A 26,511-nucleotide genomic window follows, 5' to 3' on the forward strand; every position below is an offset into this window, starting at 1 on the left:
ACCTCTCTTGTTTGATTGATTTTTGCAGCAATCTACCTCTTTCCATGATTGATTTCCATTGACTAGAGCGACCGTCACACCACAAATATTTCCTAATATTACAAGAAGATTGAATAACGGGCAAGAAAGAAAGGCATCACATGGGAAACCGTGCCTGAATAAAAACAATGAAACCGACGAATTCCCTTATGCATGATAGCGGAATAGGATGAAAAGACATAAATAAAGGAGGACGTTTTATTTGTCACAAGCAAATATCCCCAACATTACGCCGCTGTTTACCATTACACAAAGCCAAGTCGTAAACTTGCTACTCGCATCCTTCGCTTTGGAGGAACTTGGTTTAAGCCATATCATTAACGCAGAGGCGGAGAAGCTTCAGTATGTCCTTGGCACGCTTCCAGGATTAACAGGTCCCCCTGCAACCATTAGTGACTTGCTAAACGTAAATTCTAGCGTAGTAAATACACTCAGAGAGATCACAAAGAAAGACATTCTGCTGAACAGCAAGCTGAATTCCGTATTAACAGCATCGTTTATGGCTAGTCTCACAGGAGCAACCGGAGCAACCGGAGCAACTGGTCTACCAGGAGCAACCGGACCAGGTGGAGGGGGAACAGGGGCAACGGGTGCTACAGGGGCGACTGGAGTAGGAATAACGGGGGCGACTGGAGTAGGAATAACGGGTGCGACCGGAGTCGGCTTGACTGGGGCGACTGGGGCGACCGGAGCTGGAGGCACTGGAAGTACTGGTGTCACGGGGGCTACTGGCGATACTGGCAGTACAGGCGCTACTGGTACTACAGGCGTTACAGGTACTACAGGAGCCACGGGTGTAACAGGCGCGACGGGTACTGTCTCCAGTGTTTTCGGTAATTTCTGGCTATCCTCCGCTATCGATATTTCGCCAAATACGATCGTCCCGCTTACTGTCGCGAATGCAGACAATTCACTTGGCTTTTTACTCGCTGGCGGGCAAGTGACCGTACCTGCAAGCGGCATCTATCTCATCAGCTATCGTGTTACTACTGCACAAGCGAGTGAAGTGTCTTTCATTATCAGAAGGAATGGGGCCAATATTACGGGCTCTGCCGGAACTTCTAGCAGTGCGGATAGTGCAGCGGATGGAAATGCATTCGGTATGGTTACCTCTTTCACCCGATTAGCTGCTGGAGACATCGTAGACATATTCCGTACGGGAGGTATCGCAGACCAGTTTTTGCAAAGCTTTGCAGACGGAACGACGACGGTGACCGGATTCCTCACTTTAGTGAAGATTGCCGACTAATCCAAACATAAATCATTTCTCCACTCGGAGCCGCAGCTACGACTCGATCCTGGCTGTCGTTGCGAGTGAAGCTCTTGCTGCGGACAAGCCTACTTCTCCTTCTTATGTAACATTCCTTTTTTTACCACGTCACATAGGCAAAGGGGGAATAACCAAAGATGAGAAAAATCGTGAAAGGCAGTGGCATCACCCTATTGGTCGCATCCTTGATCGGATGCAGCTCGAGCGAGCAGTTCGTATCAAGAAGTGAAAGTGGAAACAAACCAGCAGCATCTGTTGAGCAAGGTCAAAACAATCAGGTAGCCTCCAGTCCAAGTCCTCCCAGCCAACTAGCTGATTACGCCCTGAAAAAATCAGCCGATCCCCTCCCCAATGACATGTACTTCAAAGATTACGGCACCAACCAATTTGTCTCTACGGCGAAGGACCGTCTGTCTACTTTTGCTGCTGATGTGGACACAGCCTCTTACACCATGATGCGCAATTTTATAAAAGACGGGAATCTCCCGCCAGCAGAAGCCATTCGGGTGGAGGAATTCATCAACTACTTCCCTACCTCGTATCCCGCGCCAACCAATCAAACATTTGCAATCCAGGCCGATAGTGGCCCCTCCCCGTTTCAAAAAAATCTCCAAGTAGTGCGAATCGGGATCAAAGGAAAGGAGTTACGCGCAGAAGAGCGGAAGCCCGCTAATCTCGTCTTTGTCATTGACGTATCTGGCTCGATGAATCGGGAAAACCGATTAGAGCTGGTGAAAAAAAGCTTACAGGTTCTTGTCGATCAACTCCAACCTACAGATTCAGTAGGGATCGTCGTCTATGGATCAGAGGGACGCGTTCTTTTGCCCTCGACCTCTGCCGAAGACAAACAGGCAATTTTATCAGCCATCAATGAACTGCAACCCGAAGGCTCCACCAATGCAGAAGAAGGACTGGTTCTCGGTTATGAAATAGCGGCTCGTTCCTTCAAGCCTACTGCCATTAACAGGGTGATTTTATGCTCCGACGGGGTGGCCAATGTAGGAGAAACAGGGGCCGAGGGCATTTTGCGTTCGATCGAGGACTATGCGCGAAAAGACATTTACTTGAGCACCTTTGGCTTCGGCATGGGAAATTACAATGATGTTCTGATGGAGCAACTGGCGAATAAAGGAGAAGGCAACTACGCCTACATTGATACGTTTTCCGAGGCGCGCCGCATTTTTACGGAATCATTGACAGGCACCCTCCAAACGATCGCTCGGGACGTAAAAATTCAGGTAGAATTCGACCCTAAGAAGGTAGACTCGTATCGTTTGATCGGTTATGAGAACCGCGATGTCCGCGACAAAGATTTTCGCAACGACAAGACAGATGCGGGCGAAATTGGCGCTGGCCATAGCGTGACCGCTCTTTATGAAGTGAAGCTCGCTCCCCCAGCCCATGCAGAGCTCGGGACGGTTCGGGTGCGCTATCATCATGCCTCTTCCCAAAAAGTAGAGGAAATCTCCGAGGCCGTGCGTGTGCAAAATACCTTGTCTCCTGATGTGATGTTCCTTGCTGCTGTAGCAGAGTATGGGGAAATATTGCGAGAGAGTCCGTATGCCGAAAGAAGCTCCCTTGCCGATGTACTCAAACTGGCGGAAGCCACAGCCACCGGAGAGGAGCAGCTCGAATTTGTCCGCTTGGTAAAGGATAGCATGGCGATCAGCAGGAACTAATGCTTGTTCCCTATGTCCTGGTGTCGCGCCTGTACCTCATCCAAATATAAACCATCATTCCAATCGCCAAACCGATTAGCAAAAATGTGATGCCGTAATGACGTATATAAATGACGACCTTGAGCCACTCTTTCTCAAGCGCCTTTCCCAGCAGTAAAAAAGTGACACTCCAAAGAAATGCACCGGCGTATGCAAAAAAAGCGAATCGTCGAAACTCCATCGCGGAGACTCCTGCCAGATAGGCGGTAATATGACGGACGCCAGGCAAAAAATAGCCGATCAGCAATAGGTAGGGACCGTACTTGGCAAACAGCTTCTGGGTTGACTCTATTTTTTTCGGCGAAATATGCAAGTACGGTCCAACCTTCATAAGCAGCGGCAGCCCCCACTTCCACGCGATGGCATAGCTAATCGTAATTCCTACTGCCGCTCCCAAAAAAGCGCTCAGCACTGTAAACGGCATGTGCAAAACACCGCGGGAAACTGCATAGCCAGCGTACGTCATCAGTACCTCATCGGGTATGGGGAGCCCTATAACACCAAGTGTGAGCGAAAAAAAGATGCCGACATATCCATATTTCATCAAAAAAAGATCCAAATGCTGCTCCACGGCTACCTCCAATAATGTTGTCCTACTTCATTGTATTCTCTCCCTATTCTTTGGCATTCTGGCTTTTTTACAAAAAAATCAGTTCAAGGCATATGGTATCCTAAAAAAGATCTTATTTCCTATTTCAGGTGACGCTATGAACTATATGGAGCAAATAACATATGCCCTCTCTTTTATCGAAAAGCAGTTAACGGAAAAAGTCACACTCGATGAAGTGGCATCAGCCGCCGGTTATTCTAAGTACCATTTTCAACGCTTGTTTTTTCACGTGACAGGAGAAACTGTCGGCCAATACATTTCGAAGAGACGCTTGACCGAGGCTGCCAAAGCGCTGTCGCTAGAACAAAAGAGCGTGACGGAGGTCGCCTTTACATACGGCTTTGATTCTCACGAAGCCTTTACTCGCGCCTTTACCAAACGCTTTGGCCTGCCTCCATCTGCTCTTCGTCGATCTGGAAAAATGCCGCGATACACCATGCTGGAGCGTATCGAGCTACCCTATTTAGAGAATATTCAGTTGCAATCGATTGAGCCCGTCTATGTCCCTGCCCATGAAGAACTGAACCTGGTAGGCTACTCCTCCACTACCCGCTCGACAACTGATATTGTCCATTGCTGGAACCGAGTGGGACAGAAAATCGACGTACAGAAGAACCAGAAGCGTTATGGGGTCATTCGCTACCCAGATGCTTTCGGGCTTTCGTTGAGCTTTGCCTATTTTGCTGGTATACACACTACAGAGCATGTTGGCACAGACGGATTGGAATCACTCACGCTGCCTGCATCAGGTTATCTTGTCTTTCCTCACAAAGGATCGGTACAAAATCTCAAACTGACGTATCAATACATATACGGGAGCTGGATGACACATGCATCCGCATCCGACCAGCTTTATGCCCGATACGATTTTGAATACTACGATCACCGCTTTCTCGGAAATGACCATCCTGATTCGCTTTGCTTCATTTATATACCTGTTCTCGCCCGAGAATAGTCGATGGTGGTTCGCATTTTCGATCAAGTTTTCCTCGTTCTCCTGTCGTACGCTGGACGTGTGAAAAGGAGTGAATCGAATGAAGGAACTGACCTATTTGACAGCAACGGAGATGGGCACTTGGATTCGCGAGAGGAGAATAAGCGCCGAGGAAGCTACCCGGCATATTTTTAAACGAATCAACTCCCTCAATAGCAGAGTGAACGCCATCGTCGCGTATGATGAAAAAGCTGCGATCGAAACCGCCAAACAAGCAGACAAAGAAATAGGGGGAGGCATCTATCGCGGGCCTCTCCACGGGGTACCCATCACAATCAAAGATTCTTTTGCCACAGCAGGACTCGCCACTACTACTGGTTTCACACCTCTCAAAGGCTACATTCCGCAACACGACTCAGCAGTCGTCAGCAGACTAAAGCAGGCAGGAGCCATCATTCTAGGCAAAACGAATGTCCCTCCACTTCTGATGGACATGCAAACAGACAATGATATTTACGGTCGGACAAATAATCCATGGAATCTGGAGCGAACAACAGGCGGAAGTAGCGGAGGATCGGCAGCCGCAGTTGCTGCTGGGCTTTCCTATTTGGATATTGGCAGTGACATTGGCGGTTCATTGCGTGTTCCGGCTCATTTCTGTGGCGTACTTAGCTTGAAGCCGACAGAAGGAACCGTTCCGGCAAAAGGACACATGCCCGGCTTTGAGGGAATGTCTGATTATACCTCGTCTCGTCACTTGGCCTGTTATGGCCCTATAGCTCGTTCGATCGAAGACCTGGAAGTGGCGTTTTCCATCATTAGCGGTGGAAACGGCAACGCTGGCTTGCCTCATGGGCCACAAGTCTTGCCCCCTTCTCTCAAGGAACAGCCCCTGCACGTTCGCTGGATGGAGGAGCTACCCGGCTACCCGACGAGTCGAGCCATTCGCGATCAGTTGCGTCGCTTTGTCAAAATGCTGGAGCAACAAGGCATGCGCGTAGAACAAGTGACGACACCGCCCTTAGACGTACGTAAAACTTGGGAAACATGGGGAAAAATCATCGATGCGGAGTTAAACTCTACGGCACCTCCACTCATTCGTGGTATTGCTCATCTCATAACGATGCCGATTTATCGCCAGCTTCCCTCGGCTACCATGCTCATCCCGCTGACGTTCAAAAACTACATGCGTGTCTTAACCGTTCGGGAGCAGCTCATTCGCAGCTTTGAGCAATTCATGGCAGACTGTGACTTGTTCTTGTGTCCGGTCAGTTGCACGACAGCTTTCCCACATATGGCAAAATCGAAAATGTGGGGCTACAAACCGCTTTACACCAAACCGCTGTACGTAGACGAGAACCCGCAAAACTACTGGGCCGCTACAACTTTTTATACGAGTCTGTTCAATGTCACCGGAAGTCCAATCGTGACGATGCCGATTGGTTTTGATGAGCAAGGTCTTCCTATTGGCATACAGTGTGTGGGCAAGCGATGGCGTGATAGGGAATTGCTACAGGGAGCGTCGAAATTGTATGCGACCTGCCCAGCGTGGCGGGCGCCTGAATTTTCTGTAGAGCCCCATTGAGAATAAAATATTCCAGCTCAACTTGCATAAAGCCCCTTTCCTATGAAGAACACTACCAGTGCGAACCCCATTTCTGGTAATGAGGAGGGGCATTATGCTTCCTTTATTGAAAAAGCGCCTGACACTGATCGTTTCCCTGCTTTGCATGACGCTTCACCTGTCAGGCATGTCATTTGCAAAAGAGACAACAAACGCTACAACTGTCCAACAGTCACCTCTATACCAATCGAAGCCGTTTCTTCAATCGCAGGAGAGGCTTGCCTACTCGCTCGGCATTCAAGCATACATCTACGGCTATCCATTAGTGATGTCCGCCAAAACGATGGAAGCCATGGTCAAAAGTCGGGCGCCGATCAACCAGTTTTATTATGCGGACACACTCGCTTCCCCAGCTTATCGGGATATTGTGACGCCGAACTCCGATACATTGTATATGAGCGCATGGCTGGATTTGTCAGAGACGCCCGTCCGCTTGACTGTCCCCGCCAATCCGCAAAACCGCTACTATACCGTGCAAATGCTGGATGCGTACACGAATACGTTTCGCAATGTCTCCAATCGTTCCACCAAACAGCAGGCTGGGCAATACATCATTGCAAGCCCGCAATGGAAAGGGCCTACCCCTGCTCATATACCTGTGATCTACGCCCCTACGAATACCGTCTGGCTCATTGGCCGTGTCGAGGTAAAGGGTGAGGCTGATTTGCCGCAGGCTGTTTCGTTTGAAAAACAAATCGCGATTGCCCCTGTCCACCCAAAATTGCAAACGGCACATGTTCCCGAAGCGTTTCCCCCTGATGTGCTGTCATCCCTTTCCTTTTTTCAAGTCATGACGAAATGGATTCAGAGCAATCCTCCGCCCGAATGTGATCGCGTCTTGCTCGATCAATTCGCTCAAGCCGGGATCGATGTCCAAAAAGGCTTTGATCCTTCCGCGCTCGGTCCAGCCAAGCTTGCGGGCCTACAGCGTGCCTTACAGAATGCCCCGTCCATCGTGCAAAATGGCTTTCCTGGCTACGCCACCTTCCGTAATGGATGGGGCTCCTTTTCCCCGATCGGCACATATGGAAATCAGTTTCTCGCCCGTTCCTTTATCGCCTATTCCGGCATTGGAGCCAATGTGCCGAGCGAGGAAGCCTATTATCGTGCATTGACAGATGGATCAGGAAAACCACTTACGGGAGCCAAAAGCTATTCGCTGCATTTTACAAAGGAACAGCTTCCCAAGACGTCTGCATTCTGGTCGATCAACGTCTATGACAACCAGTTGTTTTTAGCCAAAACAGCGGCCGATCGCGCATCGGTTCGCAGCAATACAGGAGCGCTTGCGTACAATCCCGATGGCTCCCTCGATCTGTATTTGCAGCAGCAACCACCCAAAGGCAAGGAGGGCAACTGGCTCCCGCTCCCTGAAGGCGCGTTCAATCTCGTTTTGCGGGTATTTGCACCGGAGCCTGCAACGCTGGACAAACAGCAAGCTTGGCCCGCTGTCATGGAAAGCAACCCTATACCGTAACACAGCAAAAAAGGCACCGCCCATCGTGAGCGGTGCCTTCTGTATTGAGTCTGTTATTTCTTCAAATCTTCAATGGAGTTGATCTCCATGTAGGCTGGAACAGCCAAGCCCAGCTTGGTTCCTTGCAGGTTCGGACCGAGGTCTTCAACGTCTTTCCCCAGCTTTTCCATGTAGTCTGCGTGCGTCGTTGGCAGCCATGCTGCTACCATTCCGTCCACATCACCATTTGATACCCCTACCCACATTGGGCCGGCTTCTACTTGGCTAAGCTCCACTTTGTATTTCAGCTTTTGCTCCAGGACCGTCTTCACCACATTCGTGCTGGCGATCTCAGAATCCCACGCGACGTAGGCGAGCGTCAATTTTTTGCCTTCTGCGGGCTGAATGCCTTCTACCCACTTGTTGACGGTAGCCTCATTGTTTTTCACCCACTCGGCTGCTGCCTCTTCCGGCTTTTTGCCACTCTCGATATCGAGCATCACTTTTTCCATGTCCGCGGGTGTCCACGAAAACTTGTCGAGGAACGCATACGCACTTGGGTGCTCCTCCTTCAGTCCTTTGCGCACGATGGTATGAATCTGTTCATCCTTCCCGAAGACGCCTTTCGGGTCTTCGAGGTATTTCATCTCAAACTTGGAGAACATCCAGTGCGGTGTCCAACCTGTCACGATAATCGGCTTTTTGTCTTTGTAGGCTTGTGTCAGAGCTGCCGTCATCGCTGCACTCGAGCCCTCTACGAGTTCCCAATCTTTCAGATCGTAGTCTTTCATGGCTTTTTCCGTCGCTTTCATCAGACCAGCGCCAGGATCGATTCCGATAATTTTATGATCCACTTGTGCTCCAACGCTATTCGGTGCAGTCGTACCCGTATTGCCCTCGGCAGGCTGATTTCCCTGCGGCGTACCCGCGTTTGAACATCCTGCCATCACCATACTGAGTCCGAGTGCGACTGCCAGCCCTTTCAAGGTGCCTTTTTTCATTTTCATGAAAACCCCTCCTACGCGTTTTTTCTCTTTCCAACACTTTGCGTGAGACGATCCAGCAGAATTGCCAAAATAACGATGGCCAGACCCGCCTCAAAACCTTCACCGATCTTGATCTGTGTTACGGCACGATACACGTCCGCCCCCAAGCCTTTCGCCCCAATCATCGAGGCAATCACGACCATGGACAGCGCGAGCATAATGCTCTGGTTAATTCCGGCCATCATTGTCGTCTTGGCAATCGGCAACTGTACCTTCGTCAGCTTTTGCCAGTAGGTTGAACCGAATGCCTCAGAAGCTTCGATCAGATCGGCAGGAACTTGACGAATTCCCAGGTTGGTCAGACGGATCGTCGGCGGCATCGCAAAAATGACAGAAGCGATAACCCCCGGTACTTTACCGAGCCCGAAGAAAAAGATGGCAGGAATCAAGTACACAAACGCCGGCATCGTCTGCATGAAATCAAGCAGCGGTGTGACGACCTTTTGCACGGAATCATTCTTCGCGCACCAGATACCGACGGGAATCCCGATAATCACCGAGATCAAACCTGCCGTCAATACCAGCGCAAGTGTTTCCATTGAGTGCTCCCAATAACCCAGATTCTGAATCAGAAGAAGTCCAATGAAGGTAAAAAGAGCAATTGCCACTTTGCCAGCGCGATACGCCAGCAGCGTAAACAAAATGATCAGGGCCCAAAACGGGATTCCTGTTAGAATCCACGAAAACAAGTCAACGGTTCCACCGATTACAGCCGATATGAAGTCGAACAAGAAGCCCAAATTCTCTTCCAGTCCATCTACAATCGTTTCTACCCAACTGTCGAGCGGCAGCTTCGGAAAAAGTTGATTTTGACTCATGATGGATTCACCTGCCCCTCTTCAATCGTTGGCTCTGGAACTTGTTGATTTACTTTTCCTGCCAACCCGCCCAAGACGGCTCCTTTTACAATCACGCCCAAGAGACGATTTTGTTCTCCAGTAACCGCCACGGGAATATCTGAAAACGCGACAAGGTCAAACATCTCATTGAGAAGCGTCTGCGGTCCGACTGTCGGCACCTCGGTTCGCAGCACGGATTCCAGCGACTGCCCTGCTTCCTTGGCTCCATTTACTGCGTCTGCCGTCAGCACACCCAGCAATGTTTTTCGTTTATCCACCACGTACAAACTGGAGACACCGCGCTCACGCATCATTTGCAGTGCAACGCGAGGCCCTCTGTCCAGTGTGATCGTCTCTGCCCGCTTCATGACTTTTTCGGCGGACAATACCTTGGAACGATCCACATCCTCTACGAAGCGTTCTACGTATTCATTTGCCGGATTGGTCATGATTTCTTCCGGCGAGCCGATCTGTACGATCGCACCGTCTTTCATCAGAGCGATTCGATCCCCGATCTTCAATGCTTCGTCCAGATCATGCGTAATGAAAATAATGGTCTTCTGCATGGTGCTCTGCAATTCCAACAGCTCATCCTGCATGTCCTTGCGAATCAACGGGTCCAAGGCACTGAATGCCTCATCCATCAACAGAACATCGGGTTCATTCGCGAGTGCACGGGCCAGACCCACACGCTGCTGCATCCCGCCACTCAACTGATCCGGGTAGCTTGCTTCCCAACCGCCGAGTCCGACGAGTGCGAGTGACTTTTTCGCTTTTGCCTCACGCTCGGCCTTTGGCATCCCTTGAATCTCCAGGCCGTACTCCGCATTTTCAAGTACCGTCCTGTGAGGGAACAAGGCAAATTTTTGAAATACCATGCCCAGCTTCTTTCTTCTTACATCCTGTAACTGCTCGGTGTTCATACTGACGATATCCGTACCGTCAATCAGGATTTTGCCTTCTGTTGGTTCAATCAACCGGTTCAATAATCGAACCAAGGTCGACTTCCCGCTTCCCGAAAGCCCCATGATGACGAAAATTTCGCCTGCATGCACCTCAAAACTCGCTTGATTCACCCCAAGGGTAAGACCCGTTTCCTTCAAGATTTCTTGCTTGGTCTTCCCCTGCTTCACCTGGGACAATGCGCGTTGGGGTTGGCGTCCAAAGATTTTGGTCAAATTCTCTACTTTGATCTTGGGCATATGGTCACCTCCAACTTTTACGCCCGGCATCCGGACTATTCTTTACCCTTACAATTGTAACCAGCCGTTTTTTTTACCTCAAACTGGATGAGGCATGATAATCCGTCATTTTCAGCGTTCAGAAAAAACTTTACGTACTTTACTTCCTGTATTCTCAGTTTATCACGTATATACTGTACAACATCTCCATTTACTTTTTCCTTTTGGAGACGTACAATTCTAGTCAGGTTACTATGACTAGAGGAGCTGCTTTTTTCAAAATGGATACCAATCAGGAAAAAATCCTCGAAAAAGCTCAGGAACGCGTGATTGAAACGCTAGCTCGCAACATGGATCTGTATGGAATTACCATGTCAACGGGACTGCTGTATGGCACATTGCTCTTTCAGGACAAGTCAATGACACTCGATGAAATGGGCGAAGCACTGGGCATGAGCAAAACCAGCATGAGCACTGGCGTCCGCACATTGATGGACTTAAATATGGTAGAAAAGATATGGAAAAAAGGGACACGGAAGGATCATTACGAGGTCAATCTGGATTGGTACCAGAACTTCATCGATCTCTTTTCCGTGAAGTGGCGACACGCCTGTGAACAAAATGTACACGCCTTGAAAAAGTCTCTCCTTGAGCTTCGCGCACTCCAGCAATCCGAAGAGCTTACGGAAGAAGTCAGGGAACGTGTTGACCTTAGTATCAAGCGCATTGAAAATGGGTTGGAATATTATCTGTGGCTGTCACGTTTGATCGACTCCTTCGAATCACATGATATCTTTCAGTTTGTACCGAAAAAGGAAAATGAATCATAAGAAGTTCGCAATCGAAAAAGACTCGTTCCTTCCAATAGGAATGAGTCTTTTTTGTGGTACAATTATCCAGAGCGGATTTACGCTCTTCTATGATGAAAGGAGTGGTCAGTTATGAAAAAGGACATGAATCAACGTTCTTATAAAGCTGTGCGTGTACCAAACAACCAAAAAGGGGAGCACCAGCACTAGCCCCCTTTCACCTAGGAGGAAATGAATTGATTCGAAAAACAGCTCTACTGATTATTGATGCGCAAGTAGGTATTATCGAAGGGCAATTTGGTCCTGTTTTTCAGCCAGCTACACTTGTCCAAACATTGAAAAAAGTAAGAGAAGATGCCTATAGCAAGGACATTCCTGTGCTGTACGTTCAGGATGCGGATGTTGGAGGAGTCGGTTCAGACGACTTTGCCATCCACCCTGAGATCGCCCCTCTGCCATCAGAAACGGTGGTTCAAAAACTAGCGACAGACTCGTTTCACGGAACAGACCTGCACGAAAAGCTACAAGCGCTCGGAATTAACCACCTTGTCATCATGGGGTGCAAAACCGAGTATTGTATCGACAGCGCCTGCCGCAAAGCGACGACACTCGGCTATGATGTGACGCTTATCAAAGACGGGCACTCTACTTCGGACAATAAGGTCCTGTCAGCGGAGCAAATCATCGCCCATCACAATACATGCTTGCATGGATTGGGAAATATTGAGCCATTTATTTTGGTGCGGGAATCAGCGGAGGATGTCTTCGCCCCTACCCATGATTCTTACCGGTAACGTTTTGCTAAACCTCTCGAAACCGTCTCTTCAGGCGGTTTCTTGTTTTGTCCTGCTAACGATTGGACCTTGCTATATATGGAAGAAACGAATCTGCCTATCGAAGGAGAAACCATGTCGACTACAATAACTGTACCAAGATTGGGCGTAGGAGCTGTCATCCTAAACGACAAGAATGAGATTTTGCTGGTATTACGAAACAGAGATCCAGAGAAAAATACGTGGAGCATTCCCGGGGGAAAAGTTGATCCCTATGAGCAACTGGAGACAAGTGTTATCCGCGAAATCAAAGAAGAAGTCAATCTCGATGTCGAGGTAAAGGCCCTGCTGTGCACCGCAGAAACCATCCGCCCGGAAAATGCCGAGCATTGGGTTTCGGTCATTTACGAGGTCACGATCCTGAGTGGAGAAGCACGCAATTTAGAGGAAGGCGGGGCGATTGGCGACATGCGCTGGTTTTCGCTTGATGCACTTCAGTCGAATCTGGCTTGCTTCGCCGTACCAGCTATCGAGCATTTGCAAAACCGGAACCGTTCATGAAAAGCAAAACGGACAGTTGCCCATGTGGCCTGTCCGTTTTTTTCGTAAAGAAGCTTAGTTCCCTTTTTGGATAATCTCTTGCACTCTCCCCACTTGTCCATCCGTCAAACGAACCTTGATTCCATGAGGATGTGTACTGGAGTTCGTCAGGATATCCTTCACAATCCCACGGGTGCGCTTGCCAGTGCGTTGGTCCTGTTTCAATACAATCTCGACTTCAAGACCTGCTGCGATGTCTTTTCGATTTTTTCCGTTCATTTTTCCCTTCTCCTTCTTTTCGTTCTATGTCCCACCTATGATATAATCGACAAACAAATCCATCTCACCGGAGGAATCCATGCTTACTTTTGAAGAAAAACTAGCGATTATTGAATCTTTTCCACAACTGACTCGGAATGACGTCTCCCTGAAACGGGTTAATTTTCATTATGAGGAAAGCCTTCATGACAAAAAGACAGTGGTCTATCATCTGCATCCGAACGGCAACGGGTTTGTGTTTGCCGCGTTTTTGAAGGGCTACCAAAAAGACGACAAGGGCTATGTCAACATCCGTGATTTCTCGGCGGACGAGCTCCGCAAGGTAGTCGAGGCTTCAATCCAATCCCTCTCCATCAAGCGTGAACCAGCGCCAAAGGCTACTTCTGAAGCTGAACAATTGGAGCAAACTTGGGTCGACAAGCAAAACCGCACGCTCTTGCTGCAACAGGAAGACGCGCTGTGGAACGTATACCACGGGATGAACCTGGAAGCTTCCTTTGAATCGTACGTGGAAGCAGAGCAGTATCTGATTGAAGAAGGATTTTCCCTGCAACAATAAGCCCTTCCTTCTCCCTGCTACATGTACCATACCAAATTGTAGATGTTTTGATCAAACTGGCGCAAGCGATCCGACTGCTTGCGCCATCCCAACACAGGGGGACGGTACGACATGATGAAGTACAGAGAAACGCTTCTTGCAAATATCCATAAACAGATTGAGACGTGGTACGACCAGGAGGTTCCCGTCTCTCATGATGATCTATATCGGTTTCTCCATTCGTTGAAGGGAACTGCGGGGACGATTGGATTGACCGATTTGTCTGATCTGTCTCAGCTCCTTCTGGATCGAATGGATGACATGCCTGCCAAGGATTGGTCCCTAAGTGAATGGCGATTGTTTTTGCAAGAGTTGATCGGCTTGTGTTACGAACAGCGCCCGGAACAGGAAGTTTTTATCGAGAACCCCACTCTCCAACGGGAATCCCCTTGTGAGCAACAGCCTTTGGTCCTCATCCTGGATGATGACGTCACCCTGCTTATGTATCTAAAGGAATACTTAGAAAATCGCAATTGGTCTGTCATCGCAACGGTCTATCCTCATAAGGCTCTCGACTATTTTCACGACATGAATCCTGACTGCTTCATTCTGGATTTGAACATCCCGGAAACAGGCGGCTTCCAAGTGATGCAGACGATTAGCGAAAAAATAAAGAAGCAATACGTGCCTACGACCATCATCAGCATCGATTACGAACGGGAGACCCGTCTGAATGCCTATCGTTTGGGCGCAGATGACGTCATGTGCAAACCGCTTGATATGGAAGAGCTTGTCGTGCGCCTCGAACGCCAGCTTCGCCGGAAGCGCTGGATGAACAGTATCTTGTTTTTGGACGAGCTCACGGGCGTCAACAATCGCAATTCTTTTGTTGATACATACCATCGGCTTCTTTCTGATGCCCAGCGAACCAACACCCCTTTCTCACTGGCATTTTTGGATATCGACTTTTTCAAAGGGGTCAATGATACATACGGTCATCTAATCGGTGACGAGGTGCTGACTCGTTTTGCTGCTTTCATCGGGCAGAGCGCGGAAAAACATGATGTTTTATTCCGGTACGGCGGAGAGGAATTTATCCTGCTGATGCCGCGTACGACTGTACAAACAGGAAAGATGCGCCTGGAGCAGATGCTCTCTGCTTTTTGTTCGCTTACGTTCGATGCTCCTGAAGGAACGTTTTCATTGAGTTTTTCCGGTGGAATCGTACAAGTTGATGATCCTCATAAACCGCATACGTATTGGGTAGAAGCTGCGGACACTGCTTTATACGCTGCCAAAAATGCAGGGCGGCGCCGGATTGAAACTGCTCATATCACAGAGACGCATGAATCCCCTAAGATAAAACTGAAAGTCGCTATTATTGATGACGATCCGATGATTCGCGCGATGCTTGCCGATTCCATCCAAACCAGTTTTGACGGTTGGATGCACGTCGACATCCAGACTTACGAAGAAGGAGCAGCATTCTTTGACTCCACCTGGCACCAGGGCCAAGAACCTTATCTCATCATTTTAGACGGGATGATGCCTCAGATGGATGGCCTCGAAGTTCTCCAGAAAATCCGGAATTTACCGAATGCCAAGAAATATACGGTGATTATGCTAACGGGTCGTACTGAAGAGCAAGACATTGTCCGTGCCCTTCAGCTCGGTGCTGACGATTATATGACCAAGCCATTCCGTACACGCGAACTGGAGGCACGCATCAAGCGACTGGTTAAGCGAATGCTGTAAGGAGGTAGCAAGATGGCAATGATTATGCTGGCCGAAGACGAAGCCGTGTTGCGCATGCTGATTGGCGACACGCTCGAAGACGAGGGACACGAGCTCGATATCGCTTGCGATGGAGAGGAAGCCCTGCAAAAAATCGGTCAAAATGAGTACGACCTGATTATTTTAGATTATATGATGCCAAAGCTGACAGGCTTTGAAGTATTGCAGCAGCTCAAACAGATGGACGATAAAAAAGCAGTCAAGGTCCTGATCCTCTCTGCAAAAAGTCAACATGCCGAACAGGAGAAAATGCGTGCTGCTGGTGCTGATGACTTCATGCCGAAGCCCTTTAGCCCGATGGATCTTGTCCGGAAAGTGGAGGAAATGCTCGCATGACGGGGTTCTGGGCGTTTATCAGAAAAAGCATCACACGTCGCTTCATGGCGATGATGCTTCTTTTTCTGTCACTTCTGATTGCGGGCGCTGGCATCGTTCAATATTTGAATAGCAACGCATTAAACCATTATCAGACGGAGATATACAATACCAAGGAAAAACAAAATTTGGTCGCAGATATCGCTGAGCACACGAACCAGATCTTTTTTCGCGCAAGGGGTTATTACGCTTTCTTGAGCCCATCTGAGTACAATGAGCTATTTCTTGAGAAAAAGAAGCTAGAACAATCGCTGGATAATTTTAAGAAGCTTCCGCTCAATGATGAGGAGCAAGCGCTTGTCGCTTCGATCGAATCTTTCTTCACGAACTTTTTCTCCAATGTGTTCCCTACTTTTTCGAGTTATGCAAAGAACGGAGACTTTGAATCCCTGCGAAAAGCTTCGGCCAGTGGCGTGAATCAGGAAGTGAACAACCTGCTTACATACGCCGGGCGGTATCAGGAACAACACGATCAGCTTTTATACACGAAAAACCAACTACTGTTCGAAGAGTTGTCACAGCTAAGCACCTGGTTTCTCGTTTACTCGCTGATGGTGCTGGTGATCATGGTAGTAGTCACCATTCAAACTACGCGGGATATCGGCAGACCGTTGGTTCGTCTATCCAAAAATGCCGAGCAGTTTGCCAATGGCGTTACACCACTTTTGCAGGATTTGAACAGGGTTGACGAAATCGGCAGGCTCTCCCGCTCCCTCGACTATTTGATCAGGCAGATTCAAGCCAAAGAAGAAGTGCTCATGGCACAAAACGAAGAACTGCAAGCCCAGCAGGATGAACTTATGATGCAGCAAGAAGAGCTGCAAGAAGCATTGGGCAAGATGGAAGAAAACGAACGGTATTTGGAAAAGAAAAACCGTTTCATCCTCTCTTTGGCGAATACGCTGGATAAAGATGAGCTGCTGTCCAGTATCATTCGCAATATAACTGGAGTCATGGATGCCGATAAAGGTGTCATCGTCATGTTGAACACTGACAGGGATGCAGCTAGCTTTGGTGTTTCCCAGAACGTGCTGGAGCAACTGCGAAAAGGATTGGACGACGGTCCGCTCGTGCGAATCAAGGAAACGAGCCTGCCGTATGTCCTGATCCGTGAAAGTACAGACGCTGAGCGCGGCTACAGGGAGGACATCTCCCGAACTTCCGAGCTCTACCTTCCTGTATTGGATGCACATCAAACTATTGTGGCATGTATCATCCTCTCCCGTATCGATCGCAAATTCACGGAGCAGGAGCTACAAGTCATCATCGGGCTCGCCAAGCAGATCTCCTTGTCGCTCGACAAGCTCGCGATGTTTGAAGAGACAGAGCGACAGCGCAAAATGACACAGGATATGCTCGATTCTGTTCAAGAAGGCATTCAGCTCATTGATCCGAATGGAGAAACACTGCAAGTGAACCGAAATTTTTGTGAGCTCTTGTGCTACGACCATCAGCTCGCTTCGCAAGGATTTGACTTGGAACAGTTCCTTTCCCATCTACAGAGTCGAACCTCAGAGCCTGATCGCCTCATTCAGTATGTCAAAGCTGTCGTTTTAGACGAAGATGCCATTCCTTCTGGCAGCATTGTGTTTCAGATGACTGGACCTCAAGTACGCTATATTCAGCTCTATGCAGAGCCACTGTACCGGAATCAAGAGAAATGGAGTACCTTGCTCGTCTACCGTGACTTCACCAAGGAATACGAGATCGACCAAATGAAATCGGAATTCGTCAGTACGGTCAGCCATGAGCTCCGTACTCCTCTCGCCAGTGTGCTTGGCTTTGCGGAGCTGCTGTTAACGAAAGAGCTCAAACCCGAACGTCAACAGCGGTACATAGCGACCATTTATCAAGAAGCTACTCGCCTGACTGCGCTCATCAACGATTTCTTGGATTTGCAGCGCATGGAATCCGGCAGACAGACGTATGAGCTAGAGAATGTTGCGCTTGATCAAGTCATTCGGGATATTTTCGGACTTTATCGAATCCAGTCCCCTCTCCATCGATTTGAACTCGATTTGCAAACAGAGCGAACTGTTGTTTATGGAGACCAGGCCAAGCTGCGTCAAGTATTTGTGAATCTGATCAGTAATGCCATCAAATACTCCCCGCATGGTGGTCATGTACGGGTGGATTGTCGACAAGATGGGAATCACTTGCTCGTGGAGGTCCAGGATGAAGGGCTAGGCATTCCTTCCGAAGCCATCCCTCACCTGTTTACCAAATTTTATCGCGTAGATAACTCGGATCGCCGGGAGATCGGCGGTACAGGATTGGGTCTCGCCATTGTTCAGGAGATCGTCCATATGCACCATGGAGAAGTTGCCGTTACGTCCGAATTGGGCAAGGGTAGTACATTTACGGTTACTCTTCCACTGGCTGAGAACGCTCTGTCCCTTGGCTATCCAGCGGGAAGTGAAGAGGCAGTTTCTCCAACTGGTCAATGCAACGGAAACGTTGTGATCGTCGAGGACGATTTGAACTTAACCGAGCTGCTGCGTCATGAGTTAACGAGCTCTGGATTCCGTGTCAATTCCTTCTCTACGGCGTCTGAGGCAGTAGCAGCAATCGAGGAGCTGCGGCCGGATGCTGTCGTGCTTGACCTTATCTTGAAGGACGGCGAGAGTGGTTGGAAGGTCATTGAGGAGATACGCAACAACCCGGATTTACGGACCATTCCGATCGTGATCTCCAGTGCTTTTGAGGAAAAGAAAAAGGCATTTGACCTGGGAGCAACCGGCTATCTGATCAAGCCTTATCATCCAGATACCTTGTCGAAAGCGATTTTGCTGGCCATCACGAATCATGAAGCAATGGGACAGATTTTCATTCCCGACGAACAGTAAAGATGACAATGGACAAAAGAGGCTGCGGCGATGAAAGCGCGGCCTCTTTTTTTACCTTCTACCAAAGAAAATCTTGGTATATTCATGAGCTTTCCATCACACATTAATAGAAGTTACTTTGTGCACTTTTGCCCTGCAAAGGAGGAGTTCATGTGTATTTCTCAAAAAAAGCAGTCGTTCCAATCGAAGAAGAGGAAACAGATGTATGGACGTGCAGTAACGAGGGCTGTACGTGCTGGATGAGAGATAACTTTTCCTTTGATAAGAGCCCCAGCTGCCCCTTTTGCCATGCCCGTATGGTAAAAGACACGCGCATGCTACCGGTCCTAACCAATCACAGCAGCAGGCGGAACTCTTGAGCCCTTCTTTTCTTTTTTCTTGCGGGTATTCTTCCTCTTCTCTACAATAAGCTCATGACGTACGAATGTTAGAGGAGTATGCCCATGAACCGAAAAGAGATGGAAGATCAAGTGATTCAAGCCTACCAGCGCGACGAGGGCATGATGATTCTCGTTTTTGCCCAATGGTGTGTGAATCACGGTCTAGATGCACGCGAATTATACCACCGCGCTTATCCCGCTCAAGGGGAAAATACGTTACTCGCTCAAATGCTGGACAATACCGTTCCCAAAGAAGAAGCAGAGGACATTCCTGATGCGACACTCCTTGGTGTATTGTCGCTGTTTGGCAATGACGATTTGGCGTTTGTGGTCAGTGAGACCATCGATGAAATGAAAAAGAATCCGAAATAATGTGTGAAAGCCATACTCGTGCGAAAGCTACGCGCGCGGGTGTGGCTTTCTTTCTTTTTTGCCTTTCCAAAAACTCCCCTCCCCTGTCCAAATACAATTCAAAGAAAACTTTATTATCATAAAACCATTCACAGTTTATTGTTTGAGCGACAACGTCAGCCGACAAACGATGAAATGGAGAATATCGAAATGTATACAGATTCAAAAATCTTGAAATCTCTGTTTTACATCCAGCTCTTCTCAAGTTTTCTCGTTGTAGTCGGTCATTTCACGGCTTCTGCACTTTCTTTTACAGATCCCTTTTGGATCGTGGCCCTCAATCAGATCAGTCGCTACGGCACTGTCCTGTTGACGATCGCCACCGGTTATTTGACTGCTTATTCTTTTGAAGCCAAGAGCCCTACTGCTCGCGAGTTTTTTTCAGGGAAGCTTCTGTATATTTTTGTCCCTTATTTAGTCTCTGGTGTCCTGTACCATTACTTGTTGAAAAAAGGGATGCCTCAAACTGCCCAGGACTTTACGAACATTGTTTTAGGCAAAACGGGTGACCATCTGTACTTTGTATTTATGATTTGCCAGTATTACGTTTTTGCCTATCTGTTTCGTCGTGTGATCACCAAACGCAACATTTTGTCTGTCATTTGGATTCTGCTCGGTATTCAGTACGTGTACATCAACTACATCCATCAGGGCTGGTTCGGGCTCACCACGCGTCATATGCTCCCGAGCTGGATTTTTACCCTGTACATGGGGCATGTGTTGTATTGGTACCGTGAATCGATTCTATCCTTTTTGCGAAACAACCGTTCCATCCTGACGCTGATGACGGGTGTTTCCACTGCGGCTGCGCTGTTTTTTGTTGTCTCAAACAAGCTGTATGTGGCTGTGCATTTGACTTTTGTCTTCGCCACGCTTCTGTCGTTTCTTGTGCTCATGGTCTTCTTTCTGGAACGCGTCGATCGTTTGCACATCAAGTTTCGAAAAGGGCTGACGTATTTTATTTTTTTGTTCCACTCTGCTTTTTTGATCATGTTCAAAGACTATCTGTTTGCGAAATACGGCGAGGTCGCTTGGCTGTTTGAAAACACGTGGTACTCGCTCTTGTACTTGCTCCTGATTATCGGGTGCAGTTGTCTGTTGGCGCTCATGCTCGTTTGGCTGGTAAACAAACTTGAGCGTATCTCCAAAACCATACGACAAACTCGCAGGCAGCTTCAGGCTAGCAAATAATCAGCTTTTTCACAAAAAATGACCTATTCATGGTGCACGTCTGTTAACGATCGTGCCTTCATGGATAGGTCGCTTTTTTGTCGCGTTAGATAGGATGGCTCATCGACATCGAGCCACTTTTACATGTGTCACAGGGCTTGAATTGCATGGAAAATTTCGTCAACTGATCAGTAGACTCGCATGTGATCGTTCCCCCATGCCGCTCAATGATTTCTTTGCAGACGTATAAGCCAATTCCAGTTCCGAGCTCCTTCGTCGTGAAAAACGGTTCAAAAATAACCGAGAGCAGGTCAGGTGGAATTGGCGATCCATTGTTGGAAACGGTAATTAAGGACCTGTCAGGCGTTTGGGACACCTCAATGACAATCTCCTTATCGCCTGTTTTTTTATGTAACGCATCCAGTGCATTGGAAATGATGTTGATAAACACCTGCTTCATCTCATCCTTGTAGCCTTTTAGTTTAAAGGTAGGATCGATACTGCATTTGATATCCACATTCACGTCAACGATATTCGGATAGAGGAAGGAAAGAATCTCATCGAACAACTCCCAAACGCTAAAAACCTCCATTTGCTTGTAAACCGCTCCCTTTTTCGAGACCAGCAAAAACTGCGAAACCCGGTAATTCAATTGCCGCAGCTCATTTTCAATAATCTCTACGTAAGGGAGATTCGGATAATCTTCTTTTAACAAACGAGAGAATCCCATAATGGAAGTAAGTGGATTTCGGAATTCGTGGACGAAGCTCGATGCCATTTGCCCCAGGATCGTGAGCCTGTCTTTGTGAGAACGCTCGATAAATAGCTTCTTCTCTTCCAAATCGTCGTCCTTGAGATCGGTGTATTTACAAACAGCGTGTACCAAAAAGACATCAAAGCATTCGTTTATTTTTAATAAGGCAGGCATCAAAACGGCAGGCGTAAACGGACCTTTTTGGAGAAGATCGATAACCATTTCCCGGCCCATGCACACGTTGGAAACAAAATCGCCAATGTTGGTCTCTGCCCGGTTTCGTTCATATGCGACCTTGTAAGCCAATTCTTTAATATCCTCAAGAGTGATTTCCGAACGAAAATATTCAATAACCATACGATACAGTGCTTGGCCATTCAGATGGATCAATCCCTTGTATTGATCACCGTCCGAAACCGCAATTCGTTGCTTGAATTCTTTTACGATCATTGCCTCGTGCTCGTCCAAATATACTGCCAAGTCATCCATCGGCATCTATCCCCACTCCGAATAATAGGCAAATCCCCTTCCAACCTATTATACTATCATCACGGTTAATTAACTAAATATTTTTACTACTTTAATAAAAAAGAATAGGAAAGGGGAAAGGAGCTACTTGTTATCGTAGCTCCTTTTTGCCTACTACGTGCTTATTTTTATAATTGTCAAGGTCGCTCCAGCCCCTGTCAGAAGGGTGGCTGTTCCCAATAATCCAAACAGTTGCAGCATGATTGTGGCTCCAGCGGTGAGAGGGGCGATGACGGTATTATTGAACGATGAAAGTGATAAAGTTGGTGAGATGATCGTTGGCGTGTATGGCGTCCCATTTATCAATATCCTCGAGCTAACCAGTAAAGCAGCCGTTGTATTGATGGAATACGAAATCAAGTAGTTCCCTGCCGAAGGAACTGTAAATACCGTATTTGCGGCATTCACCGTAATGCCACCTGCTAACACCTGGTTGTTCGGTAGAGGGATATTCGTTCCCCCTAGGACTACGGATATGAGTGATCCTGAGGTATTGGCGCCGAAGGCGTTGATGTTGGTGAATCCAGTGGTTCCGGTTGCTCCGGTGGTTCCGGTCGATCCGATCGTTCCTGTTTCTCCCGTGGCTCCGGTCTCTCCCGTTGCTCCAGTCGTTCCCGTGGTTCCAGTCGATCCGGTGGCTCCGGTGGTTCCGGTTGCTCCGGTTGCTCCGATCTCTCCGGTTGTTCCAGTCGCTCCAGTGGCTCCCGTTACTCCGGTGGTTCCTGTCGCTCCCGCTGCTCCGGTCGATCCAGTTGCCCCAGTGACTCCGGTCTCTCCCTTTGCTCCTGTTGCTCCGGTATCTCCCGTTGTTCCTGTTGTTCCTGTTGTTCCTGTTGTTCCGGTTGATCCCGTTGCTCCGGTATCTTCTGTTACTCCACTTGCTCCTGTTGCTCCGGTCGATCCGGTTGATCCCGTTGCTCCAGTTATTCCGGTTGTTCCGGTTGTTCCGGTTGTTCCGGTTGTTCCGGTCGATCCGGTCGATCCGGTCGTTCCTGTTTCTCCCGTGGCTCCGGTCTCTTCCGTTGCTCCAGTCGTTCCCGTTGCTCCAGTCGATCCCGTGGTTCCAGTCGATCCGGCGGCTCCCGTTGTTCCGGTTGCTCCGGTCGATCCGGTCGTTCCTGTTTCTCCCGTGGCTCCGGTCGATCCCGTTGCTCCAGTCGTTCCCGTGGTTCCAGTCGATCCGGTGGCTCCCGTTGTTCCGGTTGCTCCGGTGGTTCCGGTTGTTCCGGTTGCTCCGATCTCTCCGGTTGTTCCAGTCGCTCCCGTTACTCCGGTGGTTCCGGTTGTTCCGGTTACTCCGATCTCTCCGGTTGTTCCAGTCGCTCCAGTGGCTCCCGTTACTCCGGTGGTTCCTGTCGCTCCCGCTGCTCCGGTCGATCCAGTCGATCCAGTTGCCCCAGTGACTCCGGTCTCTCCCTTTGCTCCAGTTGCTCCAGTCGATCCGGTCTCTCCCGTGGCTCCTGTTGCTCCAGTCGATCCGGTCTCTCCCGTGGCTCCTGTTGCTCCTGTTGCCCCAGTTGCTCCGGTTGCTCCGGTATCTCCAGTTGCTCCCGTTGTTCCGGTGGCTCCAGTTGTTCCAGTTGTTCCAGTTGTTCCGGTGGCTCCAGTTGTTCCGGTATCTCCAGTGGCTCCGGTTGTTCCGGTTGTTCCGGTTGTTCCAGTTGTTCCGGTTGTTCCGGTTGTTCCAGTCTCTCCGGTTATTCCAGTGGCTCCAGTTGATCCAGTGGCTCCAGTTGCTCCAGTTGCTCCAGTGGCACCCGTCGGTCCGGTTGTTCCAGTGGCTCCGGTCTCTCCCGTTGATCCGGTATCTCCCGTCTCTCCAATCCCTCCGGTTACTCCAGCGGTTCCGGTGACTCCAGTAGCTCCAGTCGATCCGGTCTCTCCCGTTGATCCGGTTGATCCTGTGACTCCCGTCGCTCCGATTGTTCCAGTGGCTCCAGTAGCTCCAGTCGATCCGGTCTCTCCCGTTGCTCCTGTTGCTCCAGTCACTCCAGTGGTTCCCGTTGCTCCCGTGCCTCCGCTTGCTCCAGTGACTCCAGTCTCTCCTGTTACCCCAGTTGATCCGGTTGATCCAGTGGCTCCGGTTGATCCAGTGGTTCCAGTCCCTCCGGTATTTCCCGTTGCTCCGGTTGTTCCTGTTGTTCCGGTATCTCCCGTTGATCCAGTGGCTCCGGTATCTCCTGTTGCTCCGGTGGCTCCGGTTGTTCCAGTAGTTCCCGTTGTTCCGGTGATTCCAGTTGCTCCGGTAGCTCCCGTTGCTCCGGTAGCTCCCGTTGCTCCGGTTGATCCAATGACCCCGGTGGCCCCAGTGACTCCGGTTGATCCCGTCGCTCCAGTGGATCCGGTTGATCCCGTTACTCCTGTTGTTCCGGTTGTTCCGGTTGTTCCGGTTGTTCCGGTCGCTCCCGTTGCTCCGGTGATTCCGGTAGCTCCTGTTGCTCCAGTCGTTCCAGTTGTTCCAGTCTCTCCAGTTGCACCAGTTGCTCCGGTTGTTCCTGTCTCTCCCGTTGTTCCCGTAGCTCCGGTTTCTCCAGTCGCCCCAGTGGCTCCAATCTCTCCCATTGATCCGGTATCTCCGGTTGCACCCGTCGCTCCCTTTGCTCCGGTTGTTCCTCTCGCACCAGTCGCTCCCGTTGCTCCTCTTGCTCCCGTTGCTCCTCTCGCCCCAGTTGCTCCCGTTGCTCCAGTAACACCCCTCGGACCTCTTTCCCCCTTCGGCCCCTGTGGCCCCCTCGGCCCTCTTGCTCCAGTTGCTCCCGTCGGTCCTGTTGGCCCGGTAATCCTCCGTACCGGATATTTAGAAGCATCCAGCACTGCCTCCAGTTTCTTTTGCAAAAGCATGTCTTGCTTTGTCGCTGCTTCGAGCATGTCCCGCGCACTCTTGTTTAACGCGAGCAAATCCGAAATGGTGGCCCCTGGTCCAGATAATCCGGGAATTGTCCCGAGTGCATACTGAATTTTTTCAGCTTCCGCATTTAAAATATGACTAAGCCCCAACTCTTCCATGGCTAGAGAAGACAACATTAAATTGAGCGCTTCGTCACGCCCTATATGAATGGTCGGGGTGATATTCGGTATATTTGGAAATGACATGATTCTCCTCCTCTTTGAAAAGGATGTTTCCCCTCCCTTATGAGTTGTTACACAAGGAGCCGTGGACAAAAAGAATGGCACTTCCAGACAACCACGAGAAAATAGAAGGAGAAAGGAAAGCATTGCTGATTCATTAGAGGATTTAATACGAGGAGTAATTGTTATCGTAGTGCTTTACTACACCGAAACATCCATTCTCTTCCTCCAAAAAAGAAGCCATCCCCCTTAATCTACAAAGGGATTCCAACAAACTGTCGTGCAGCTCTTACCAGTAACGGATGGAGAATCTCCTTCTTTAATCAACGAGGATCGATTCTATTTTTGTAGAGAAGACCCGTGCAAAAATAACAACTTCGCAAATACAATCGGACAACCAAGAAGGAGTATAGCCATCTACTGTTCTAGTGAATCCAGTTGCTCCAGCCCTGCAAAATAAGCTTCGTTGTACGCTACACTTGGATGTGTCGGGTAATACAGCTTTGCCATGTCATGATGAATTTTAGCCTTTCGTTGATCCCCGATACGGTCGTAGCAGTAGCACAACTGTATATGAGGCAGCCACGTCCATGCCGATTCATCTACCTTCCCCATGGAACATTGTGGCCGCTCCAATAATGTCGCTTGCCGGTACCAGTAAATGGCCTTCGGGAAATCCTGCTTCTCCACAAAAAAAGCCCCCATCCTGCAGCAAATCTCCGCACGCGGAAGGTCAATCCCAAGTGTCCTGGTCAAAGATTGCATTTGTTTTTCAGGTTGCTTCAAGTGAGCATAGCATTCTGACTGCTTCTGACACGCCCATATTTGATCCTCGATCCAGCCCAAACCTCCGTCCAAAAACAACTGATATTGCTCTGCCGCCTCTTCGTACCTCGCATGATCGAACAATTCATTTGCAAAATAAAATTGGTCACGCGGATCAAAAACTTCGCCTTTTTCCTTGCGCTTTACATAAATTTGCAAATTCCGATCTGTGTACGGCTTATTTTTTTGGTGAGTAATGGCGATTTCACTGTGCAGAATTTCCCCCGCGACAGTTAAATACTCATGGACCGCCCCATGCCAAACAAAGTGACACTTCCGTCTGACGAGGCGATTTCTTCGCAAATAGTGAACGAGCTTCCCTCGCTCATCTACCAGTAAGTGGTACGGCATCGAGACACAGTCGTAATCGAAATGGTCCAAGGCCTTCAGTGCTGCAAAACGTTCCCGATCCACTTCCAAAAGCACATCATCCGCATCTAGCCAAAAAATGTACGTCATCTTGGCTTGCGCAAAAGCAAAGTTACGAGCTGCTGAAAAATCGTCCACCCAGGTAAAATCGAACAATTGCGCACCATAGGTCAATGCGATTTCCTTGGTCCGATCGGTAGATCCTGTATCGACAATGATGATTTCATCCACCAAATCGTAGACTGTCGACAAGCATCGACCGAGTAATTCTTCCTCATCCCGAACGATCATGCACAAGCTAACCGTGAACATGCAGATCGCCCCCTCCCCAGAA

At 49.0% G+C, this 26,511-nt stretch carries 23 protein-coding genes; 15 read left to right on the forward strand and 8 right to left on the reverse strand.

Annotated elements, in window-relative coordinates; all coding sequences use genetic code 11:
• The first annotated feature begins 241 nt into the window (after positions 1 to 241).
• A complete protein-coding gene (locus ASG16_RS06540; RefSeq protein ID WP_056495626.1) occupies positions 242 to 1,288 on the forward strand; it encodes an alpha-helical endospore appendage domain-containing protein in 1,047 nt (348 codons plus the stop codon).
• A gap of 158 nt (positions 1,289 to 1,446) precedes the next feature.
• Positions 1,447 to 2,988 (forward strand): vWA domain-containing protein, encoded by a 1,542-nt coding sequence (locus ASG16_RS06545; RefSeq protein ID WP_056495625.1) that lies wholly within the window; start codon positions 1,447 to 1,449, stop codon positions 2,986 to 2,988.
• A gap of 10 nt (positions 2,989 to 2,998) precedes the next feature.
• Here the strand turns inward: ASG16_RS06545 and ASG16_RS06550 are convergent, their stop codons facing one another.
• Complete coding sequence (locus ASG16_RS06550) at positions 2,999 to 3,610, reverse strand: DedA family protein (protein ID WP_056495622.1); 612 nt, start codon at positions 3,608 to 3,610, stop codon at positions 2,999 to 3,001.
• A 133-nt stretch (positions 3,611 to 3,743) separates the two neighbouring features.
• On the opposite strand from ASG16_RS06550, the gene ASG16_RS06555 reads away from it, so the two are divergent.
• The 3 genes from ASG16_RS06555 to ASG16_RS06565 all read left to right on the forward strand — a co-directional run bounded on the left by ASG16_RS06555 (position 3,744) and on the right by ASG16_RS06565 (position 7,672).
• Entirely contained in the window at positions 3,744 to 4,592 is an 849-nt protein-coding gene (locus ASG16_RS06555) for a helix-turn-helix domain-containing protein (protein ID WP_241970707.1), read from the forward strand.
• 79 nt (positions 4,593 to 4,671) lie between these two features.
• Entirely contained in the window at positions 4,672 to 6,156 is a 1,485-nt protein-coding gene (locus ASG16_RS06560; RefSeq protein ID WP_056495615.1) for an amidase, read from the forward strand.
• 94 nt (positions 6,157 to 6,250) lie between these two features.
• Positions 6,251 to 7,672: a DUF1254 domain-containing protein gene (locus tag ASG16_RS06565; RefSeq protein WP_056495613.1), complete on the forward strand. Its 1,422-nt coding sequence runs from the start codon at positions 6,251 to 6,253 to the stop codon at positions 7,670 to 7,672.
• A 53-nt stretch (positions 7,673 to 7,725) separates the two neighbouring features.
• Here the strand turns inward: ASG16_RS06565 and ASG16_RS06570 are convergent, their stop codons facing one another.
• The 3 genes from ASG16_RS06570 to ASG16_RS06580 are packed head-to-tail and all read right to left on the reverse strand — an operon-like array spanning position 7,726 to position 10,738.
• Positions 7,726 to 8,652, reverse strand: a complete 927-nt coding sequence (locus tag ASG16_RS06570; RefSeq protein ID WP_056495700.1) for a glycine betaine ABC transporter substrate-binding protein — start codon at positions 8,650 to 8,652, stop codon at positions 7,726 to 7,728.
• Between the two features lie 17 nt (positions 8,653 to 8,669).
• Positions 8,670 to 9,515 carry an ABC transporter permease gene (locus ASG16_RS06575; RefSeq protein ID WP_048034790.1) on the reverse strand — a complete coding sequence of 282 codons (846 nt, stop codon included), beginning with the start codon at positions 9,513 to 9,515 and terminating at the stop codon, positions 8,670 to 8,672.
• Positions 9,512 to 10,738 carry a quaternary amine ABC transporter ATP-binding protein gene (locus ASG16_RS06580; protein ID WP_048034791.1) on the reverse strand — a complete coding sequence of 409 codons (1,227 nt, stop codon included), beginning with the start codon at positions 10,736 to 10,738 and terminating at the stop codon, positions 9,512 to 9,514. Before ASG16_RS06580 ends, ASG16_RS06575 begins: the two co-directional genes overlap by 4 nt.
• Positions 10,739 to 10,998: 260 nt before the next feature.
• On the opposite strand from ASG16_RS06580, the gene ASG16_RS06585 reads away from it, so the two are divergent.
• The 3 genes from ASG16_RS06585 to ASG16_RS06595 all read left to right on the forward strand — a co-directional run bounded on the left by ASG16_RS06585 (position 10,999) and on the right by ASG16_RS06595 (position 12,860).
• Positions 10,999 to 11,547 (forward strand): GbsR/MarR family transcriptional regulator, encoded by a 549-nt coding sequence (locus ASG16_RS06585; protein ID WP_056495610.1) that lies wholly within the window; start codon positions 10,999 to 11,001, stop codon positions 11,545 to 11,547.
• Positions 11,548 to 11,762: 215 nt separating this feature from the next.
• Positions 11,763 to 12,320: a cysteine hydrolase family protein gene (locus ASG16_RS06590; protein WP_056495608.1), complete on the forward strand. Its 558-nt coding sequence runs from the start codon at positions 11,763 to 11,765 to the stop codon at positions 12,318 to 12,320.
• Positions 12,321 to 12,434: 114 nt separating this feature from the next.
• Entirely contained in the window at positions 12,435 to 12,860 is a 426-nt protein-coding gene (locus ASG16_RS06595; protein ID WP_111914392.1) for an NUDIX domain-containing protein, read from the forward strand.
• Between the two features lie 54 nt (positions 12,861 to 12,914).
• Here ASG16_RS06595 and ASG16_RS06600 read toward each other — a convergent pair whose 3' ends face one another.
• Complete coding sequence (locus ASG16_RS06600; protein ID WP_048034795.1) at positions 12,915 to 13,118, reverse strand: YwbE family protein; 204 nt, start codon at positions 13,116 to 13,118, stop codon at positions 12,915 to 12,917.
• A 79-nt stretch (positions 13,119 to 13,197) separates the two neighbouring features.
• Here ASG16_RS06600 and ASG16_RS06605 point away from each other — a divergent pair, with 79 nt between their 5' ends.
• The 7 genes from ASG16_RS06605 (at position 13,198) to ASG16_RS06635 (ending at position 20,653) form a co-directional block, all read left to right on the forward strand.
• Entirely contained in the window at positions 13,198 to 13,677 is a 480-nt protein-coding gene (locus ASG16_RS06605) for a hypothetical protein (RefSeq protein ID WP_048034796.1), read from the forward strand.
• Positions 13,678 to 13,788: 111 nt separating this feature from the next.
• Entirely contained in the window at positions 13,789 to 15,411 is a 1,623-nt protein-coding gene (locus tag ASG16_RS06610) for a response regulator (protein ID WP_056495605.1), read from the forward strand.
• 12 nt (positions 15,412 to 15,423) lie between these two features.
• Positions 15,424 to 15,786, forward strand: a complete 363-nt coding sequence (locus ASG16_RS06615) for a response regulator transcription factor (protein ID WP_048034798.1) — start codon at positions 15,424 to 15,426, stop codon at positions 15,784 to 15,786.
• Positions 15,783 to 18,671: an ATP-binding protein gene (locus tag ASG16_RS06620; protein WP_056495603.1), complete on the forward strand. Its 2,889-nt coding sequence runs from the start codon at positions 15,783 to 15,785 to the stop codon at positions 18,669 to 18,671. Before ASG16_RS06615 ends, ASG16_RS06620 begins: the two co-directional genes overlap by 4 nt.
• A 152-nt stretch (positions 18,672 to 18,823) precedes the next feature.
• Positions 18,824 to 19,030: a cold-shock protein gene (locus tag ASG16_RS06625; protein WP_082196001.1), complete on the forward strand. Its 207-nt coding sequence runs from the start codon at positions 18,824 to 18,826 to the stop codon at positions 19,028 to 19,030.
• Positions 19,031 to 19,114: 84 nt separating this feature from the next.
• On the forward strand, positions 19,115 to 19,423 hold the full coding sequence (yxiS, locus tag ASG16_RS06630) for a protein YxiS (protein ID WP_048034800.1): 309 nt from the start codon (positions 19,115 to 19,117) through the stop codon (positions 19,421 to 19,423).
• A gap of 189 nt (positions 19,424 to 19,612) precedes the next feature.
• Positions 19,613 to 20,653 carry an acyltransferase family protein gene (locus ASG16_RS06635; RefSeq protein ID WP_048034801.1) on the forward strand — a complete coding sequence of 347 codons (1,041 nt, stop codon included), beginning with the start codon at positions 19,613 to 19,615 and terminating at the stop codon, positions 20,651 to 20,653.
• An 85-nt stretch (positions 20,654 to 20,738) separates the two neighbouring features.
• On the opposite strand, the gene ASG16_RS06640 is transcribed toward ASG16_RS06635, so the two are convergent.
• From ASG16_RS06640 to ASG16_RS06650, 3 genes are all read right to left on the reverse strand, one after another.
• Complete coding sequence (locus ASG16_RS06640) at positions 20,739 to 21,881, reverse strand: sensor histidine kinase (RefSeq protein WP_056495598.1); 1,143 nt, start codon at positions 21,879 to 21,881, stop codon at positions 20,739 to 20,741.
• A 147-nt stretch (positions 21,882 to 22,028) separates the two neighbouring features.
• Positions 22,029 to 25,007, reverse strand: a complete 2,979-nt coding sequence (locus ASG16_RS06645; protein WP_111914394.1) for a BclA C-terminal domain-containing protein — start codon at positions 25,005 to 25,007, stop codon at positions 22,029 to 22,031.
• A gap of 393 nt (positions 25,008 to 25,400) precedes the next feature.
• Complete coding sequence (locus ASG16_RS06650) at positions 25,401 to 26,489, reverse strand: glycosyltransferase family 2 protein (protein ID WP_056495589.1); 1,089 nt, start codon at positions 26,487 to 26,489, stop codon at positions 25,401 to 25,403.
• Between the last annotated feature and the right edge of the window lie 22 nt (positions 26,490 to 26,511).

It is taken from the genome of Brevibacillus sp. Leaf182, assembly GCF_001423865.2.
GTDB lineage: Bacteria > Bacillota > Bacilli > Brevibacillales > Brevibacillaceae > Brevibacillus > Brevibacillus brevis_C.